This window comes from Clostridium sp. AT4 (assembly GCF_001517625.2).
GTDB lineage: Bacteria > Bacillota > Clostridia > Lachnospirales > Lachnospiraceae > Enterocloster.
Map to the genome: position 1 here is coordinate 136,908 of NZ_LN999827.1, position 18,412 is coordinate 155,319.

Below are 18,412 nucleotides of genomic sequence, written 5' to 3' on the forward strand. Positions count from 1 at the left end.
TTATCCTTGTTCTTTTACAGATCCGTCACTGTTATCAGGATCTTCTTCCTTCTGCGGCATTATATCCGTTTTCTTTTCTTCTATTTGTGACGCAATGCATTTTTCAATCTTCACAGCCACATTTTTCTTATAACATCCCATTTGTCCTGTAAACCAAGGCTGACGTCCTACAAAAAGTCTGACCGGACTGTCTTTTGGCTTTCCAAGATCGATCACATCTCCTACCTGGATCTGATAAAGTCCTTTCAGATCCAGCTGTACCGTGCCAAGCTGTCCTGTAATAGGCAGTTTGGAGTAACGGATATTATCCATGATCTTCTCTTTATTATCCTGATAAGAAAATCCTCTTGCCAGGTGCTTACGGTTGTCAATACTGTGAAAGATCACCGTAAGAAGATTGCCCGGGAGGCAGATCTTTAATTTTTCCTGTGCCTGTCCAGATATGTCAACATTTAAAATGATAATGGCTACTGTTTCATCCAGACCTACATCCTGGACCATGGTTGGATTTTCTTCTACATGTTCTACGGAAAAATCAATGCTCACATAATTTGAAAATCCATCCTTTAAGGCACCTGTCATATATTCTACAATCCGCTTGTACAAAGCACGTTCCACGTCGGAATACCGGTAATCATCCTCTACTGCTACAACATCTTCGCCCCCCAGCATATGGTTGATCAGTGTGATCACCATACCCGGAGTTACAAACAGCATCAGTGGAACACTCATTTTTTCTTCTCCTGCTATTGATGCGTCTATCATTGTCATGCAGTCGTTTTCGTGAAGGGCATTTACGTATTCGTAATACCTTCTTTCCTGTACATCCAGCACCGTTATGTCCGTCATCACGCGGAAAATACCGTTGATCTGAGAAGTAAGAATACGTGCATAATTCTCAAATACACTCCTGAGGATCTTCATTTTTTCTTTTGTGAATTTCCTCGGGCTGAAAAAGTCGTATTTAATATAGTTCTTTTCTTCTGGTGACAGAGGCTGTACAGATTCGGTTTTCGTTTCCTGTGCTGGTGCATCTGCACTCATGGATTTTAAAAGTGCATCTATCTGGCTTTGTGATAAAACATCTGCCATTCTTCCTGACCTCTCTTATTCACTGGTATTTTGCATTTCCTCCACAGGCCCTGTTTCTGCTGCTGTTCCTGCATCTGCTGCACCTGTATCTACAGTTCCTGCATCTGCTGCACCGGTATCTGCCGGTGTCTCTGTATCTGCCGGTACGGTTTCACCACCCTGGGAAGAGCTTTGTGACTCCCCTACTGTTACCACTGTAGTATTCGTATATTCACCGCTCTTAAACTCTTTATAATACTCATCCAGGTCTTTTTCTTTTGCCCCATTATCTAAAAGCAAAAATTCGATCCTGCGATTTTTTATCCTTCCTTCTTCTGTGGAATTATCTGCTATAGGGCGATATTCACCATAACTTATATCCACCAGCTTCTCCGGCTTTATTACATTCTGCTGCTGAAGATAAATACATACTTCTGCAGATCTCATCGCCGAAAGGATACGGTCTTTTCGTATAGTCTGTGGATTGATCTGTGAATTATCTGTTACTTTCGCAGTGTGGGACATGATATTAACCTGTTCAATCCCACCTGCTGCAGGAGCTATGGCTTTTGCAAATGTATAGAGGACTGCCTGTCCTTCCCGTGTAAGCACGGAGCTGTTTGCACCGAAAAACACATTATTTGCAAAAGAAACATAAGTATAATCATCTCCCCTGATGACCGTAGCATCCTTTACACCCGCCTGATTCAGGCTTTCAGCGATCGTAAGATACAGCTTATTTATATCTTCTGTCTGCAGATCTTCCTGGGCACCCTCCTGACCGTTCTCCTGACCTGTGCTATCCGCCTCTGGTGTATCTGACATCTGGGAATTGATGGTAATATTCTCTGATCCCTGATTCTGTATGCTTGGAATGCTTTTCACAAAAACACTCCATTTTTGTGCATCCAGGTTAGACATGGAATACAACATGATAAAAAATGTAAGCAGTAATGTTACCATGTCTCCATAAGTATCCATCCAGCTGCCGCCGCTGTCTGCGGGACGATTTTTCTTACTCATTTATCTTCCTGTTCCTTTCCCTGGGAACCTCCATCTCCTGCTTTTGCAAGAATCTTCTGCTGCTGTGACTGTTTAATCGATGCAAGAAGATGTTCTCTCAGGTATTTTGGATTTTCTCCTGCCTGTATGGCAATGATCCCTTCAATGATAGTAGAACAATACAGTTCTTCCTCATCCTGACGGATCCTCAGTTTCTTTGCAATCGGATTAAAAATAACATTTGCAAGAATACATCCGTAAAAGGTTGTGATCAATGCTACTGACATGTCGCTTCCGATACTAGATGAACCGCCTGCATCCATATTCATTCCTTTTAACATGTTGATCAGACCGATCAGAGTACCTATCATGCCAAAGGATGGTGCATAAGATGCTGCTTTTTCATAAAGACCTGCTGCCTGGTCGTGGCGGACCATCATATTATCCAGTTCTCTTTCCAGAACCAGCCTTACCTTGTCCGGATCGTTTGCATCTACGATCATCAGGACACTCTGCTTAAAGAAAGGATCCTTGATCTCCTCCGCCTTATCCTCCAGCGCCAGAAGACCGCTCTGCCTTGCTATCGTTCCCAGATCTACAAGCTGTTCGATCAATTTGGGAACATTATAGCGGTTTCCTCTTATGAGTACTGCAAAATGTTTCGGGATATCCTTTAATATCCCTAATGGATAGCTGGACAATGTTGCTGCCAGCGCCCCACCGATCACAATGACCATACTTGGGATATCAATAAAATTGCCAATCTTATCAAAACCGATTCCGTTTACAATTAAAGCAAAACCCAGGATTATACCTAGTAATGTTGTAGGATCCACCTGCTTTTCCTCCTAAATCTGCTTCTCTTTTTTTATGCTGACACACCTTTGAAAGAACCCGGTCACCTGATCTTTGATACTTTCTACACTGTCTTTTACCAGATAGTAATCTCCATTCATCATACGGATCTTTGTTTCCGGGATCTGTTCGATCAATTCAACCTGAAGCCAGTTCAGATATAAAATCTCTCCGTTAAGCCGTTCTACACAGATCATATTACTTACCGCTTCATGTTGATCAGGTCAGAAAGGATCTCATCACTGACTGTTATGATCTTTGAATTGGCCTGAAAACCTCTCTGTGTTGTGATCATATCGGAAAATTCCTTTGCAAGATCCACATTGGAAGCCTCCAGATATCCGGTCATTAAAGAAGAGGTGCTTCCTCCTGGGATCGTAGCGGAAGCACTACCACTGTTATCGCTTTCTGCTGCCCCATAGTAAAAAGACCCCTTTTTGCTTAAGCCCTCCGGATTCTGGAAGGTAGCAATGGCAACCTTACCGATGCTGACGGTTTTTCCATCCTTAGCCTTGTCCGTTGACTTTACTGTACCAGAAATCTCTCCCAGACTGTTGATCTTTACATTTGTCAGCTGCAGCGAATCATTACCAAAGTTTGCGCCTGTTACATCAGAAGGAACCTTGATAGCTACAAGGTCTCCATCAAATCTCGTTGGATTATCTACCGCATCCGGACGGAAACCATAAACAAAATTTCCGTTGGCATCTGTAAGATATCCATTTCCGTCAATATTGAACTGACCAACTCTGGTATAATCAAAATCCGTTTTCTTCATATCCGCTACTGCAACATCTCCTGTGCTCTTTGGAAATGTAATAAAGAAGCCCTCTCCGTCTACACTTGCATTAAGGCCACCTACATAGGTTGGTGTAGATGCACTCATATCCGTACTGATGGAACCCATCATGGAACCATATCCATACTGGGCTGCATTTACACCACCGGCATTCTCGCTTCCCTTTGTGGAAGTGGTTGAAGTCTGGTACATTGCCTCTTTAAAGCTGTAACTCTGGGACTTAAAACCAAATGTATTTACGTTTGCAATATTGTTGCCGATGACATCCAGTTTGTTCTGATGTGCCCTAAGACCTGATACTGCTGAATCCATTGCTCTTAACATATTCTTTTGCTCCTTTTTACATTTCTTCTGTTTCTGTATCTTCAGATCCTGTGTCTTTCAGATCTGCATTTGCTAACTGTCCTGTGATCTTATCTGTTTTTTCAGATCCCCTGTCAGGATCTTTTTCACCTGCTGCCTCTGACTTATCTGTTTTATCCTGTGTGTCCTGAAGCTTTCCTACTCCCAGGACACTGGACATCTTATAACCAGTATCATCACCTTCCAGACGTACTACCGGATCTCCCTTGGTAAAATCAACAGAAACTACCTTTCCGTATTTCACGCCATTTGCTGTCCCGGTATCAGGATCTGTAACTGCCACAGTTACCTCCTGACCGATCAGGCTGCCTGCATACGTCTGTGTTGTAACAGCAGCTGATGTATTTAATGACTCTGTCATGGCAGTAAGTGACTGGACCATTGCCATATTTGTCATCTGGGACATCATTTCGCTGTTATCCATAGGGCTTGTCATATCCTGATTGGAAAGCTGTGCTGCTAACAGCTTGATAAAGCTGTTTACATCCATCGTGTTCTTGCTGTTGGATCCGGCACTGTAAACACCTGCCTGATACGGGTTTGCAGTGCTGCTGACTGTTATATTATCTGCCATATCACTTTAATCCTCCTTCTAGGCCAGTCCCAGCCTTAGCTGTTGGGCAAAGCTGTCATCCTGCTTCTGGCGCTGCTCTTTTGGGTCCTGCCTGCCGTTTCTGCCATGACCGGGATCCTGATCCATATTTTGCCTGTTTTCAGTCTGTTCCGGTGTATAAATAACGGTAGGGGTTCCTGTTTTTTCTTCCAGGATCTGTGCCAGATGACCAGCTTCTTTGCTTAATATCTCCAGTGTTTTTGCACTGGTTGAAAAAATAGTGACCTCTGTTTTTCCTTTTTCATACTGCAGCCGGATAGTCAGCTTTCCAAGCCTTTCCGGCTCCAGGGAAAGCTCCAGCTTTCCTTTTTTTTCACTGATCTTTGTATCCAGGTAGTTTCCCAGATCCTCTGTCAATGTGTCCTGGGCTGTTGCCAGCCGGTCTGCCGGTCCTGTATCAGCAGCGGCTGGTTTTTCTGCTGTGCCAGTTGAACTTTCAACAGTTCCTCTATAACCGGACGATGCCAGGGCTGTCATTTCCTTTCCGGAAATATGTTCCTTTCGGCCTGGTGTTTCTTCTTCCCGGTTCATTTTGGCAGTTTGCTTTGACTGCCCGGCTTCTTCTGCCTCTCCTGATTTTTCTTTCTCTCCAGTCTGGTCCAATCTATTCCGGAGCTTTAAGTCATCTGCATGGACAGCTGTTTCTGTGTGGGGGGATTCTGTCTGCTGTATGGTACTGACAGCTGCCGTCTGGTCCTCCATTCCTGTTTCCACCGTTGTCTGTACAGCCAGATCTTGTATTTCATTTATTTCATTGTTGTAAACAGCAGGCGCTTTACTATTTTCTGCTGTTATCTGTACAAAGGTTCTGTAGCAGGTTTCAGAAGCATAGGCAGCTGTCAATTCCTGATCCTGCTCTATTTCTCCATCCTGACTGTTCTTTCCGTCCTGTATATCCGTTACTTTTATTTCTGCTTTTATTTCAGCTGTTTTTTTATTCTTTCCGGACTGACTGCCATTAACCTGTTTTCCATTTTCCCCACTTTTGGTTTCTTCTGGCTGTGTTTCTTTATTTTTAGTTTCCCCTGTTTCTGCTCTTTTTGTTTCGTCATCCTGGGCTGCCTTTTTCTTGTATTTTGTCAGCATCGATGCAAAATCTGACCCATTCTCCACTTTTTCTTCTGGGTTCATACCTGACTTTACAGAATATCCTGTTTTTATCTGACCAGTATTTTCAATCCTGTTCAACCTAGATTACCTCCCTGTTTTGAGAATATCTGGCTGTTCTTGAAGCATATTCTTCTATAAACAGCTCCTGTGCCTTTTTAGCAGCTTTTTCATATTCATTCTGTCGCCTGTCCTTTAACTTTTCATAACGGGACGTATCTATCTTTGCAGCGATCACCTGCTCTTTCTTTTTCTCTTCCTGCTGCTGCAAAAATTGTAACTGTTCCTGTTTTTTCTGGATCTGATCTTCCATTTCGCTGATATACATACCATAAAGGCAGATATCCTTTATCTGTACATCCTGTTTTTTCAGATCATCTATCTTATCCTGGGCAGATACCAGTTTTTCCTCCAGATTCTGTATCTCTCTTTCTTTTTTCCGGATCTGTGCCAGAAGTGTTCCATGTTCTGCCTTAATGCTGTCCAGAATCTGTTCCTTATAATGAAGTACATTTTCAAGACTGTATTTAAATCTCTTCATCTTAAGTATCATCTCCTATAACTGCTAACCCACGATTTTTTCCATTCTCCTTATGCTTTCCTCATAAGGGATATTTTCATTTGTTTCCTGTTCCAGAAATTTATTCATATCCCCTATACGGTCAACTGCTTCATCCAGAGCACTGTTTGCACCTTTTTTGTAAGCGCCAATGGAGATCAGGTCTGCATTTTTCTGATAAAGACTTAACATGTTCCTGAACCTTGAAGCTGCTTTCTTGTGTTCTTCCCCGGCTATATCATTCATAAGACGTGAAATACTTGCACTGATATCAATAGCCGGAAAATGGTTTGCATTAGCCAGCTGCCTGCTTAAAACAATATGACCATCCAAAATACCTCTGACTGTATCAGCCACCGGCTCATTGGTATCGTCTCCCTCCACCAGTACCGTATAAATCCCGGTAATGGAACCTTTTGCAAAATTCCCGCTTCTTTCCAGAAGCCTTGGAAATTCTGCATAAATAGAAGGTGTATAACCTCTGGCTATAGGCGGTTCTCCAATAGCAAGACCGATCTCCCTCTGTGCCATGGCATATCTGGTAAGAGAATCCATCATCAGCAGCACATCTGCTCCCTGATCCCTGAAATATTCAGCGATCGTTGTTGCAACCAAGGGACATTTCATACGCAGCATTGCCGGCTGGTCTGATGTGGCTACAATAAGGACAGAACGTTTCATGCCCTCTTCTCCCAGGTCCTTTTTAACAAATTCCAGAACCTCCCTGCCTCGCTCTCCTACCAGAGCGATCACATTGATATCTGTTTTTACATTCCGGGCGATCATTCCCATCAATGTACTTTTTCCAACACCGGAGCCTGCAAAAATCCCCATTCTCTGACCTTTTCCAATGGTATTTAAACCATCAATGGCCTTAATCCCAAATTCCAGATGTTCCCTGATAGGAGGACGGTTAAGAGGGTTGATATAGGCACTGTCTACTGTATAAAGCTTCCCCGGCGGAAACTCTCCTTTTCCGTCAATAGGATGTCCCAGCGCGTTGATGATGCGCCCTTTCAAAAAATCTCCTACTGGTATCTGAAGACGGCTTCCTGTATTGCGGACAAAGCTTCCTGCTGTGATGCCGCTGATATTTTCATAGGTCATTAGCTGTATTTTGCCATTTTTGAATCCTACCACTTCCGCAGGAACCTGACAGTTCTCAGCTTCGTTGTAGATCATAACAATATCACCAACACCAGATCTGCCTCCGGAAGCTTCCATTGACATTCCCACTACGTTTTCAATTTTTCCAATGCGGTCTGCTGTTTCTGCCTGCTGTATTAACTTCAGGAGATTTTCATACATGGTTTTCACCTCTGTGTACTTTATGTATCCATAAAATCTTTATGTATTGGTGTTTTCTACAAGTCTGTGTATATTTTCAAGCTGGGTATCTACACTCATATCTATGATCCCGTCCGGCATTTCGATGATACAGCTTCCGCATTTTCCGTCCTCCATTACTATAAATTTGACGTTGTCAGAGAGCCGTGACAGTTTCTCTGCCAGATGTCCATCTGCCTGAACCATGGTCTCATAGTCTTCTTTTTCCATATAGATCTTGACCCAGTCCGTTTTCTGCAGTTTTTCTGTTTCAGCTTCTATCATCCTGCTTATAACAGAACCGCTGGATCTCAGGCTGATATGGACCACTTTTTCAGCCACTGCCACAGCAATATCTTTTAATTCTTCCAGATATTCCCTGAGGCATTTTTCTTTTTCTTTGCTGATCTCTGTTAAGGCTTTTTCCAAGCTTTCTTTGAAAAACCGCTGATTTTCATGATGTTTCGCCTCATTTTCCTCTTCTGCCCGGATCAGTCCCTCTTCATAGCCTTTTTGTCTGCCTTCTTCAAAGCCGTTCATCTGGGCTTCCTTAAAGATCTGTTCTGCCTTTTCGTTTGCTTCCTGTTCAATGGCTGCCGCTTCTTTTCGGGCTTCTTCTAATATTTTTTCTTTTTCCCTGAGCACCAGCTCTATTTGTTCCTGACTGCATTCCTGACCATTGTATGTATCATTGCCTGCGTTTAAAGAAGCTTCCGTTTCTCTTTTATTCTGCCTTTCTGTTTCTAGTTCCTGTGCATCCGGTGCTGTAAATACCTGTAAGGGAAGCTCCCGGACTCTGGCTTTATTTTCAAAGCCTGTATCCTGATCAGACAACAATGTTATCGTCATCTCCTCCCTTATTGATTATTACTTCTCCTGCATCTTCCAATTTACGGATCAGATTAACAATACGCTGCTGTGCCTCTTCCACTTCCTTAAGCCTTACATTGGTAGTGATCTCCAGGTCTCCCTTGACTGTTTCTGCCATACGTTTGGACATATTTGCAAAGAATACGTTCTTCATATCCTCTGATGCAGTCTTTAATGCATATACGATATCCTTGGAATCGCAATCCCTGATAAAACGCTGTACAGATCTTGGATCCATATCGATGATATTCTCGAACATGAACATCTTGTCCCTGATGCTCTTTGACAGTTCCGGATTATCTTTATCCATTTCATCAAATATCTGTTTCTCGTTACCTCGGTCTACATGGTTCATTACATCTGCCACATAATCAATACCGCCCAGGTTCATATTATCCTCACTGGTAATGATCGTAGCGAATTTCCGCTTCATTTCCTCTTCCACAATAGCTATTGCCTCAGGAGATACACGGCTCATATTTGCCATGCCTTCAAGCACCGGTATCCTTTTTTCATTTGGAAGCTGTTCCAGTATCTGTGCAGCCTGCTGAGGGTCCATATAAGACATGATCAAAGCGATCACCTGGGGCCGCTCATGCTGGAGCAGGGCAAGAAGAGATTTTGGATCTCCCTTTGTAAAAAAGTTAAATGGCTTGGACTGGAGAGTCTTGGATACTTTTTCCAGGAGATTTCTGGCTGTGGTTTCTCCAAATGCTTTTTCCAGTACGCTTCTGGCATAATCCAGGCCTCCATCTGTCATCATCTTGTGGGTAAGGCACATTTTATAAAACTCATCTAATGCGTTCTCCACCTGGGCATTATTTGTTTTTCCCAGCTTTGCTACCTCATAAGTCAGGTCTTCAATCTCCTGTTCACTGAGATATTTATAAATCTGGGAAGCACGGTCTGCTCCCAAAGACACAACTACCACTGCTGCTTTCGCCCGCGCATCCATTTTATCCCGTTCGGATCCCCCGGTAATATCTGTTATCTTACTTTCCTCTATTTCTGCCATCGTTTCCTCCACCAGTAAGCAGCCAGTTCTGGATCAGTTTTGCTGCGATCTGTGGATTTTCATCCACAAAGGAGCCGATCTCCTGTTTTAATTTCAGGCTGTGCTGCATTTTCAGATTTAAAATTTCTTCATTTTTCTTCAATTCATCATCTTGCCCCTGAAGTACCGACTGTTCTTCTGCAGTTAGCAGGGACGTATTCAGATTATCTTTTTTATTGTCGGCGGAAATAGTATTTTTTGAACTATCATTGACCGTGCCTCCATCTGGCATCTGTTCCAGAAGCGCCTGTCTTTCTTCTTCTGACGCTTTCAAATGCTGCCTGCTAAGTATCAGCAAAGCAATCAGCAATACCAGAAGCACCCCACCTGCCCCTATGGCGATCAAAAGAGGCAATGGAAGCTTTGCTTTCTGTGCCGGTGCTGTTACCGGCGCTGTGTCTGTGTTTTTACTGGCTGCTGAAAGAGCTCTTATAACCGTGATCTTTGAAGAAGCGTCTTCCTGGGTAATACCTGCTGAATTAGCTACAAGACTGACCAGATCTGCGTCTGCAATAGATGTATCATCTGTATCAATGGTAACGCCTACTGTTGTGTTTTCCAGAACACCCGGATCGATCTGGCGCTGCTCTTTTGTGGAATTATACAGCCACTCTCTTACTGCGCTGTTGTTGGAATATGTATCTGAACCTGCCTGTGTACCTGTCTGGTTCGTATAACGGGGCGTATCTGCATTGGCATCTGCACCTGCAGTACCTCCATTTCCTGAAGATGCACTTCCTGTATTTTCCCCTGCTGTTTCTTCTTTTTCCAGCAGTCCTGTCTTATCATTCTGGTCGATTTTATCCGGTGTGTTATACTGTACTGTTTCCTGGATCAGTTTTTGCATATTCAGGGTGCCTTTTACAGAAACTGCAACTTTTCCCTGTCCATACATTAATTCCAGGACCCGGCGCACATTTCCTGCTATATTTTTTTCTACCTGACTGGTAAGCTCTGCTACATCTTTACCTGTTCCCGTAGTACTATCTGCTTCATCTTCACCGCCAACCTCCGTCATGGTGGCAGCATCAAATACAGAAACATTGGTAAAATTCATTCCCTTTACAGCTCTTGCGATCAGGTTCTTGATAGCAGCCGCCTTCGTATCTGTCAGTTCCTGTCCAGGATCCATTGTCACCACAACAGAAGCTGATGCATCTGTCTGCTGTGCATCATCCAGTGCATATTTCTGGGTTCCGCCCTCTGCTATAGTCACCTTGGCATCTCGTACCCCGTCAAACAATCCGATCTGGGCACCCAGACGATCCTGAAGCTCATACAATGTATATTTTTCCTTATCCTTTTCAGTGCTCATGATTCCCGCATTATTACGGTACATATCATAGGTAAAACCACTTTTAGGATACCCTTTGCTTAGCAATTCCGCCCTGGTCTTATCCACTGTATCTGACATTACCTGGACAGAGCCATTTTTATCGTTATATCTGTAGGCAACACCTTCATCCTGAAGAAGGCTTACAACAGCCTGCGCATCTTCTGAATTCATCCCTGTAAACAAGGTACTATATCCTTTTTTCGTACCCATATTCAGGACCAGAAGTCCAGCTGCCGCCAGGATAATCGTCCCGGCTGCAATGACTGCGATCATTTTCTTTGTTTTCCCTGGCATCTTCTGCCATGCTTCTTTTAAATTCTGCACTGTTCCATTCATCCTTTGCATTTCCATATATAGCAAATATTAAACATTAGCTGCTCATTTCCATGACCAGCAGCATTACACACTCATCTTCAGAATTTCGTTATATGCTTCTATTGCTTTATTTCTAAGAGAGATCATAACTTCCAGGCTCAGTTCTGCTTTCGCCTGGGCGATTGGAAGACTATGTGCATCTTCTAACTGTCCTGTTGCCAGAAGATACTGTTTCTGTTCTACATCCTTCTGTGTGTCGTAAACATTTTGTATTGTATCTTCAAGCACTGACTGGAACACAGATTTTGTGCCATTTTCTGTTCCGGTTATCTTTCCATCATTCTTTCCAACAGCATCCCATTCTTTCATGGGGGTAATAAACCCATTCACCTGTTCAATCATTTTATATTTTCTCCTTAGCCGTACAATTTATATGATTTAAAAATTTTTAGCTGCGCTACGCAGACGTGAAAGATCGCTGCTCACAGAGCTGATCATAAACTGGTATTCGTAAGCTGTTCTTGCCAATTCAACCTGTTCCTGATCCATATCCACATTATTCTCATCCAGCCTGGTTGATTCATTTAAGGTGGTATGGACAGACGGTCTCATATTTTCAATCCCTCTTGCCACATTTTTCATAGAAGTCTTCTTCACAGACAGAGCTGATTGGATCTTCCGTGCCAGTTCATTCTCAAAGGTCATATATTGTGACTTAAAACCTGGCGTATCAACATTTGCAATGTTGTTCATAGTCAGGTTCTGTCTCATCCATAAGCTGTCCAGGGTTTTTTCTCCAAGTAATAATCCATTTCCATACAAGTCCATCATAAATGTTCATCCTCCTGTGTGGCTGATATAATTTTCTTCAAAAAATACATGCCGTTAATATCCCCTGATGGAAAGGGTTATAATTTCCGTATTTTTAACTATTATCGACACATTCTGTATAATATATAATTTTTTTTTTTTTTTCAAGTCTTATGCTTTTAGCTGCCGCCTTACTTGTATTGGTAATTTGTTACAAAGTTTTTATAGCAATTTGCATTGTTTTTTATTATTATATCTATTTATTTTTTTATTTTTCCTATACAATTGCGATTTTGAATGCCCCCCCCCCCTATTTTGCGCATTTTAGACGTTATATTTTTGTCAATAAATATATTTTATTAAGTTTTTTTAATTTTGCTATTTTAACTGCAAATTCCGGCTCATCTGGGTTCTTCCGCAATTATCCGTATCATTCACCCTTCGCATACATTAGTTTTGCTGCTAAAAGTGCTTTGCTGCATCTCCCATACATAGTACGTTTTACCATTTTTAATTTACTATTTGTTCCCTCAACAAAACCATTTGAAAGTTCACTGGCAACAGAATTTTCCACAGCTTCTATATCCTTTTCTAATCCATTTGCAAACCGGGATATCTCTTTTAAATCAGAGTTTTTGTACCGTTCGATAAACAAATACAATAGAGGCATACTTTTCTTTTCGTATATTTCACGGAATTCTCGAACACAATGCATCAATTCTCTGAGTTTGGGATATTTCTGTAAAATATATGCCTTATGGTTTTCGCTAAGTTCCACCCCCATCCAAAGATAACGGAATATGCTGTTTCGTGAAAGGTGGTCATATTTTTGTAATGCCTTTTTGTTTTGGATTGCTTCAGGTGAAGAACTTTTGTAAATTGCAACATCAATTTGGAATCGTTCTATGATTTTATTCATATAGTCATATGCTGCAGATTGACCGCCTTTATATCCTTTTTCAATAACATTGCAATATACATCTTTTCGACTGATGCCAGAAGTTAAAGCTTTGACAATATAATCATAAAACTGATCCATTCTGCTACGAAAATCTTTTTTACAAAGTGCTTCATATTCTCCATTGAGATATTTTGTTACGGTATTTCTGCTGCAATGTAATACTTTAGAAATTTGGCGTTTACTGTATCCAGCAGAATTATGTTCCTTTATCGCAGTGTACAGTTGTACCCTTTTTTGATTATATTCGTTAAGGTTATCCACATTGTATGGCATTTTTTTTACTATCGTTTTCAACTGATGGTTCTGCAATGCTGTTAGAATCAGATGGAATTCTGATATCAACGGGCAATACAGAACTTATAGTATTTCTTATGGCTTCTAATAAATTTTGATGAAGATGAAATCTGTCAGCAATCTGCATAGCATCGGGCAATATTTCCTTTATGGCTGCTGAATAAGCACTTGCCCGGTCTCGTGTCACCGCTTTTACATGTTTATTTTTACTTAACCATTCTTTTAGTGTTTTACCATCACGTCCATCTAAAATTGCCACTGGTTTATGTGTTGCCTCATCTACAATAATTGTCCCATAAGTATGCCGTTTCTTAAATGCAAAATCATCCACTCCAATAATGCTTCCACATGGAACTTCCGGTTGTGCTACATATCGTTTCGTTAACAATCGGATAATGCTGTCACCACTGGTTTTCAGATTCATAGAACGGCAGATACGGGCACTACCTTCACAGCTTGTTTCCAATGCCAAAGTACATATAAAATCTTCACAACGCTCTGTCATACGGCTGTAATAATTCAAAAAACCATCTACATTCTCAACAAAGGTTGTAACATCACAGGAAGAATTATCGCACTGATACTCGTAAGCATTTACGATTAAATACGTGGTTCTACCTAAGATCGGAAGATCTTGAACCTGAATTATTCACGACTTTGCCACGAATGTGGCTGAAAGCCACATAGTTACTGTATTTTAACTGAATATTGCTTTTCACCTATCAAGTGAATGAAAAAAGAGCATCCATTTGTGGTAAAATTAAGGTGTCTAATCAAAATAAATACCAACAAAGGAGCCCTTTATGAGTATTGTAAACACCTTATCACTAGAAAGCAATAGACAAATTAAAATAAATTTTGATGGAGGAGATTTATCCTCCGATGCAGGATTGCTTCTCATCAAAGAATTCGTAAGAAAACTTGGTATTGATAATCTTTTAGGCAAAGTTTTCAAGACCAACGATTCTGCATTATTCAGATATCATACAGATCAGAAAAACCTGCTCCAGATGATATATATGATCATTGCAGGCTACTTTGAAGATGATACTTCCGATGAACTTACAAATGATCCTGTATTCAAGTCTGTACTTGAAAAAGACACCCTTGCATCACAGCCTACGGTATCAAGATTCTTTAACCGTATGGATGAAGATACCTTAAACCAGTTACTTATGATTGGCAGAATACTCCGAAAGAGAGTTTATCGTATTCAGATGCCACAGGCTGTTATTCTGGATCTGGATTCCACTCTTCTTGATACATACGGCAAACAGGAAGGCAGAGCCTTTCACTTTCATTATCAAAGCAATGGATACCATCCACTTGTCTGTTATGATGGAATGACCGGAGATCTGGTAAAAATCCAGCTTCGTGATGGAACCGAGTATTCCTCTACCGGAGTGGTTGACTTCCTGCAGCCGATACTTGATGAATACCTGAATGATTATCCGGCGATCCGTATTCTGCTTCGTGGTGACAGCGGTTTCGCTACACCTGATCTTTATAAGCAGTGTGAGGAAAACGGCACAAGCTATGTGATCCGGCTGAAGGAGAATGGCATTCTCCGTAAAAAAGCATCCTATCTTGTGGATGAGCTTGATGAGATCACCAAAAATAATAAAGTCGATTATGCAGTAGCCTATGGCGAATTCATGTATAGAGCGTCTTGTGTTTTATAATGAGTTTTTATTGAGAATGCAAAAAGGATGCCAGTCAATGCTTCCCTGATCTGACATCCTTTACTGCTTTATTTATATTCTTCAGGCCTCTTTTCCCTTCAGATATTCATCAATCCCCTTCGCACCTGCCTTACCTGCCTCCATAGCCAGGATCACGGTAGCTGCGCCTGTTACGGCATCGCCGCCGGCGTATACGCCTTCCTTGGTGGTCTTTCCATTGCTTTCATCTGCAATGATGCATTTCCACTTGTTGGTCTCCAGTCCTTCTGTGGTAGAAGAAATCAGCGGGTTTGGTGAAGTTCCCAGAGACATGATCACCGTATCTACCTCGATGGTGTAGTCGGAACCTTCTACCTCTACTGGTCTGCGGCGTCCGGATGCATCCGGCTCGCCAAGCTCCATTTTCCGAACTACCATGCCGGTTACCCAGTCATTTTCGTCGGTCAGGATCTCTACCGGATTGGTAAGAAGGTCAAACTGTACGCCCTCTTCCTTTGCATGGTGAACCTCCTCCACACGGGCCGGAAGCTCTGCCTCGCTTCTTCTGTATACAACATGTACCTCTGCGCCCAGACGAAGTGCGGTTCTGGCAGCGTCCATGGCTACGTTTCCGCCGCCTACTACGGCTACCTTTTTGCCCAGGAAGATCGGTGTGTCATAATCGTCTCTGAATGCCTTCATCAGGTTGCTTCTGGTCAGGTACTCATTTGCGGAGAATACGCCGTTGGCATTTTCACCGGGGATTCCCATGAACTTGGGAAGTCCTGCGCCGGAGCCGATAAATACGGCCTTAAAGCCCTCTTCGTCCATCAGCTCGTCAATGGTTACGGACTTTCCGATGATCACGTCTGTCTCGATCTTAACGCCCAGCTTCTTTACATTTTCAATCTCAGGACGAACGACTCTGGTCTTTGGCAGACGGAATTCCGGGATACCGTAGGTTAATACGCCGCCCGGCTCGTGAAGTGCCTCAAAAATCGTTACCTCATAGCCCATCTTTGCCAGATCGCCTGCACAGGTCAGACCGGAAGGGCCGGAACCGATGACAGCTACCTTGATGCCGTTGGTGGTCTCAGGCTTTGCGGGAACGACGCCGTTTTCTCTGGACCAGTCCGCTACAAAACGCTCCAGCTTTCCGATGGAAACCGGCTCGCCCTTGATGCCGCGGATACATTTTCCCTCGCACTGGCTCTCCTGAGGACATACACGGCCGCAGACAGCGGGAAGGGCGCTGGACTCAGCGATGGTAGCTGCTGCATCCGCAAATTTGCCCTCTTTTACCTCTGAAATAAATTTAGGGATATTGATGGATACGGGACAGCCCTTTACGCACTGTGCGTTCTTGCAGTTTAAGCAGCGGGACGCCTCCTCCTGTGCTTCTTCCTGTGTATAGCCAAGGCAGACCTCTTCAAAGTTAGCTGCTCTTACCTTTGGCTCCTGTTCTCTGATAGGTACTCTCTTTAAAACGTCCATTATTCGTCACCTCCGCAGTTTCCGCAGCCGCCGTGATGGGTGGCTCCTTCCTGAGCCTTAAGGATGGCTCTGCCTTCCTCTGTCTTGTACATCTGCTGGCGCTTCATGGCCTGGTCGAAATCTACCAGATGGCCGTCAAACTCCGGTCCGTCTACACAGGCAAATTTCACCTCTCCGCCAACGGTTACACGGCAGGCGCCGCACATGCCGGTTCCGTCTACCATGATTGGATTTAAACTTACAATGGTCGGAATTCCCAGCTCCTTTGTAAGCTTGCATACGAATTTCATCATGATCATGGGGCCGATGGCTACGCAGACGTCATACTTCTTGCCCTGATTCTCCACCAGATCCTTGATCACGTCTGTTACCATGCCCTTGCGCTCATAGGAGCCGTCGTCTGTGGTCACATAGAGATTTCCGGCTACTGCCTTTAATTCATCCTCCAGGATCAGCAGATCCTTTGTCTTGGAGCCCTCGATCACATCCGCCTCAATGCCGTGCTCATGCATCCATTTTACCTGAGGGTATACGGGAGCAGAGCCTACGCCTCCTGCCACAAAGAGATACTTTCTCTTCTTTACTTCTTCGATGTCTTCCTTTACAAACTCAGATGGCTGTCCTAAGGGGCCTACGAAATCCTGGAAATAATCTCCGGCTTTTAATTCCGCCATGCGCTGGGTAGATGCGCCTACGGTCTGGAATACGATGGTCACCAGTCCCTTTTCTCTGTCAAAGTCGCAGATGGTCAGAGGAATACGCTCTCCCACCTCGTCAATCTTTACGATAACAAATTCTCCCGGCTGGCAGGCTCTGGCTACTCTGGGCGCCTCTACGTCCATGAGATAGATCTTGTCCGCCAGACATTCTGCCTTAACGATCTTGTACATGATTTTCCTCCTCTTTTTCACTCATACCCCAAAACCGCAGATGCGCTTCTAATGGCATGTGTATTTATAAGACTCAGCTCCTCGGTTCTATTCGATCCGGATGCTGTAGCTCTTCTCCCAGGTTCCCCAGGCTTCCAGCTTCTGGATGCCCGGCCGGTCTTTTAATTCTCCCTTATATCCGTCGGGAGCGCACAGGCCGTACCATGGCTCCAGGCATACAAATGGATGGGTTGCCTCGATGGTCCATACGCCCAGGTATGGAAAATCGCCGCAGTCTATGGTCACATAGGGCGTTTCGTCAACCAGAAGACCCACGCTTGAAATCTGCGCCCCGTCAAACATATAGGTAAGGATCTGGTCAAAGAATCCCTTTGTCACCGGAACCTGACCGTCCTTAAGCTTTAAGTTGCCGGTCTTTTCCTCCACCTGATATCCCTGGTCATTGGGCGCCAGATAGTGAAGCTCCTCCTGATGATTTCCCGCTTCTTTTCCTTCTTTATTAAATACCAGCGTATAATCGTAAATGGTCTTTCCCTCAGGTACCTGAAAGGCCGGATGGCCGCCGATCATAAAAAGAAGCTCCCCGGAATCGGGATTTTTTACTCTCCACATCACTTCAATGGTCCGCCCCGTAAGCCGATGCCCTATCTCCAGCTCAAAATGGAAGGGGTAAACCCCATAGGTATCCGGAGTATCCTTTAACCGGAACCAGCATTCATCCATATCGCAGAGCAGAGGTTCAAATTCCATATCTCTGGCAAAGCCGTGGGGCGTAATACCATACTCTTTCCCCTCATGGGTATATTTTCCCTCAAAGCTCTTTCCTACAAACGGGAAAAGTACAGGCGCATGGCGGTTCCAGACTGCCGGATCTGCTCCCCAGAGAAGCTCTCTGCCGGCCTTTTTGTCATAAATCCTTGTAAGCTCTGCCCCGTGACGATCCACGGTGATCAGCAGTTCCTCATTTTCAAGTGTAAATACGGTTCCATCATTCTTCATAAGTCATCCCCCCTTTCTGATGTCTGCATCATT

Annotated in this window: 19 protein-coding genes and 1 pseudogene; 1 reads left to right on the forward strand and 19 read right to left on the reverse strand. The window is 43.4% G+C overall.

All coding sequences use genetic code 11. The annotated features are described in order from the left end of the window. The 16 genes from BN3656_RS03840 to BN3656_RS03915 form a co-directional block, all read right to left on the reverse strand. Positions 1–1,092 (reverse strand): FliM/FliN family flagellar motor switch protein, encoded by a 1,092-nt coding sequence (locus BN3656_RS03840; protein WP_066544402.1) that lies wholly within the window; start codon positions 1,090–1,092, stop codon positions 1–3. A gap of 15 nt (positions 1,093–1,107) precedes the next feature. After that, positions 1,108–2,094, reverse strand: coding sequence for a flagellar motor protein MotB (locus tag BN3656_RS03845; RefSeq protein ID WP_066544404.1), 987 nt, complete (start codon positions 2,092–2,094; stop codon positions 1,108–1,110). Then, positions 2,091–2,909, reverse strand: a complete 819-nt coding sequence (locus tag BN3656_RS03850; protein WP_066544406.1) for a MotA/TolQ/ExbB proton channel family protein — start codon at positions 2,907–2,909, stop codon at positions 2,091–2,093. The genes BN3656_RS03845 and BN3656_RS03850 overlap by 4 nt, the downstream gene beginning before the upstream one ends. Before the next feature lie 12 nt (positions 2,910–2,921). Continuing rightward, entirely contained in the window at positions 2,922–3,125 is a 204-nt protein-coding gene (locus BN3656_RS03855; RefSeq protein WP_066544408.1) for a flagellar FlbD family protein, read from the reverse strand. Positions 3,126–3,130: 5 nt separating this feature from the next. After that, a complete protein-coding gene (locus tag BN3656_RS03860) occupies positions 3,131–4,051 on the reverse strand; it encodes a flagellar hook-basal body complex protein (RefSeq protein ID WP_066544411.1) in 921 nt (306 codons plus the stop codon). A 16-nt stretch (positions 4,052–4,067) separates the two neighbouring features. Continuing rightward, positions 4,068–4,664 (reverse strand): flagellar hook capping FlgD N-terminal domain-containing protein, encoded by a 597-nt coding sequence (locus BN3656_RS03865; protein WP_066544415.1) that lies wholly within the window; start codon positions 4,662–4,664, stop codon positions 4,068–4,070. Between the two features lie 18 nt (positions 4,665–4,682). Then, a complete protein-coding gene (locus BN3656_RS03870; RefSeq protein ID WP_066544419.1) occupies positions 4,683–5,891 on the reverse strand; it encodes a flagellar hook-length control protein FliK in 1,209 nt (402 codons plus the stop codon). A gap of 1 nt (position 5,892) precedes the next feature. After that, positions 5,893–6,351, reverse strand: a complete 459-nt coding sequence (locus BN3656_RS03875) for a flagellar FliJ family protein (protein ID WP_066544422.1) — start codon at positions 6,349–6,351, stop codon at positions 5,893–5,895. Positions 6,352–6,375: 24 nt separating this feature from the next. Further along, positions 6,376–7,677 (reverse strand): FliI/YscN family ATPase, encoded by a 1,302-nt coding sequence (locus BN3656_RS03880; RefSeq protein ID WP_066544425.1) that lies wholly within the window; start codon positions 7,675–7,677, stop codon positions 6,376–6,378. Positions 7,678–7,716: 39 nt separating this feature from the next. After that, positions 7,717–8,544: a FliH/SctL family protein gene (locus tag BN3656_RS03885; RefSeq protein WP_081422835.1), complete on the reverse strand. Its 828-nt coding sequence runs from the start codon at positions 8,542–8,544 to the stop codon at positions 7,717–7,719. Next, positions 8,522–9,580, reverse strand: coding sequence for a flagellar motor switch protein FliG (fliG, locus tag BN3656_RS03890; RefSeq protein WP_066544430.1), 1,059 nt, complete (start codon positions 9,578–9,580; stop codon positions 8,522–8,524). The genes BN3656_RS03885 and fliG overlap by 23 nt, the downstream gene beginning before the upstream one ends. After that, the gene (gene fliF, locus BN3656_RS03895) at positions 9,558–11,291 is read right to left on the reverse strand and encodes a flagellar basal-body MS-ring/collar protein FliF (protein ID WP_347460586.1); all 1,734 of its coding nucleotides are present in this window, start codon (positions 11,289–11,291) and stop codon (positions 9,558–9,560) included. The genes fliG and fliF overlap by 23 nt, the downstream gene beginning before the upstream one ends. Before the next feature lie 63 nt (positions 11,292–11,354). Further along, a complete protein-coding gene (fliE, locus tag BN3656_RS03900; RefSeq protein WP_066544432.1) occupies positions 11,355–11,672 on the reverse strand; it encodes a flagellar hook-basal body complex protein FliE in 318 nt (105 codons plus the stop codon). A gap of 36 nt (positions 11,673–11,708) precedes the next feature. Further along, on the reverse strand, positions 11,709–12,101 hold the full coding sequence (gene flgB / locus BN3656_RS03905) for a flagellar basal body rod protein FlgB (protein ID WP_066544439.1): 393 nt from the start codon (positions 12,099–12,101) through the stop codon (positions 11,709–11,711). Between the two features lie 409 nt (positions 12,102–12,510). Beyond that, complete coding sequence (locus BN3656_RS03910) at positions 12,511–13,335, reverse strand: transposase (RefSeq protein WP_242962930.1); 825 nt, start codon at positions 13,333–13,335, stop codon at positions 12,511–12,513. Beyond that, positions 13,295–13,858: a transposase gene (locus BN3656_RS03915; RefSeq protein ID WP_242962932.1), complete on the reverse strand. Its 564-nt coding sequence runs from the start codon at positions 13,856–13,858 to the stop codon at positions 13,295–13,297. Before BN3656_RS03915 ends, BN3656_RS03910 begins: the two co-directional genes overlap by 41 nt. A 280-nt stretch (positions 13,859–14,138) precedes the next feature. Between BN3656_RS03915 and BN3656_RS03920 the strand changes: the two are divergent. Beyond that, a pseudogene (locus tag BN3656_RS03920) lies at positions 14,139–15,002 on the forward strand (IS1380 family transposase); the annotation flags it as partial. A gap of 96 nt (positions 15,003–15,098) precedes the next feature. Here BN3656_RS03920 and gltA read toward each other — a convergent pair. From gltA to BN3656_RS03935, 3 genes are all read right to left on the reverse strand, one after another. Next, positions 15,099–16,490 (reverse strand): NADPH-dependent glutamate synthase, encoded by a 1,392-nt coding sequence (gene gltA / locus BN3656_RS03925; RefSeq protein WP_066544448.1) that lies wholly within the window; start codon positions 16,488–16,490, stop codon positions 15,099–15,101. After that, a complete protein-coding gene (locus BN3656_RS03930) occupies positions 16,490–17,380 on the reverse strand; it encodes a sulfide/dihydroorotate dehydrogenase-like FAD/NAD-binding protein (protein WP_066544450.1) in 891 nt (296 codons plus the stop codon). Before BN3656_RS03930 ends, gltA begins: the two co-directional genes overlap by 1 nt. Positions 17,381–17,467: 87 nt before the next feature. After that, positions 17,468–18,379: an aldose 1-epimerase family protein gene (locus tag BN3656_RS03935; RefSeq protein WP_066544452.1), complete on the reverse strand. Its 912-nt coding sequence runs from the start codon at positions 18,377–18,379 to the stop codon at positions 17,468–17,470. Positions 18,380–18,412 lie beyond the last annotated feature (33 nt).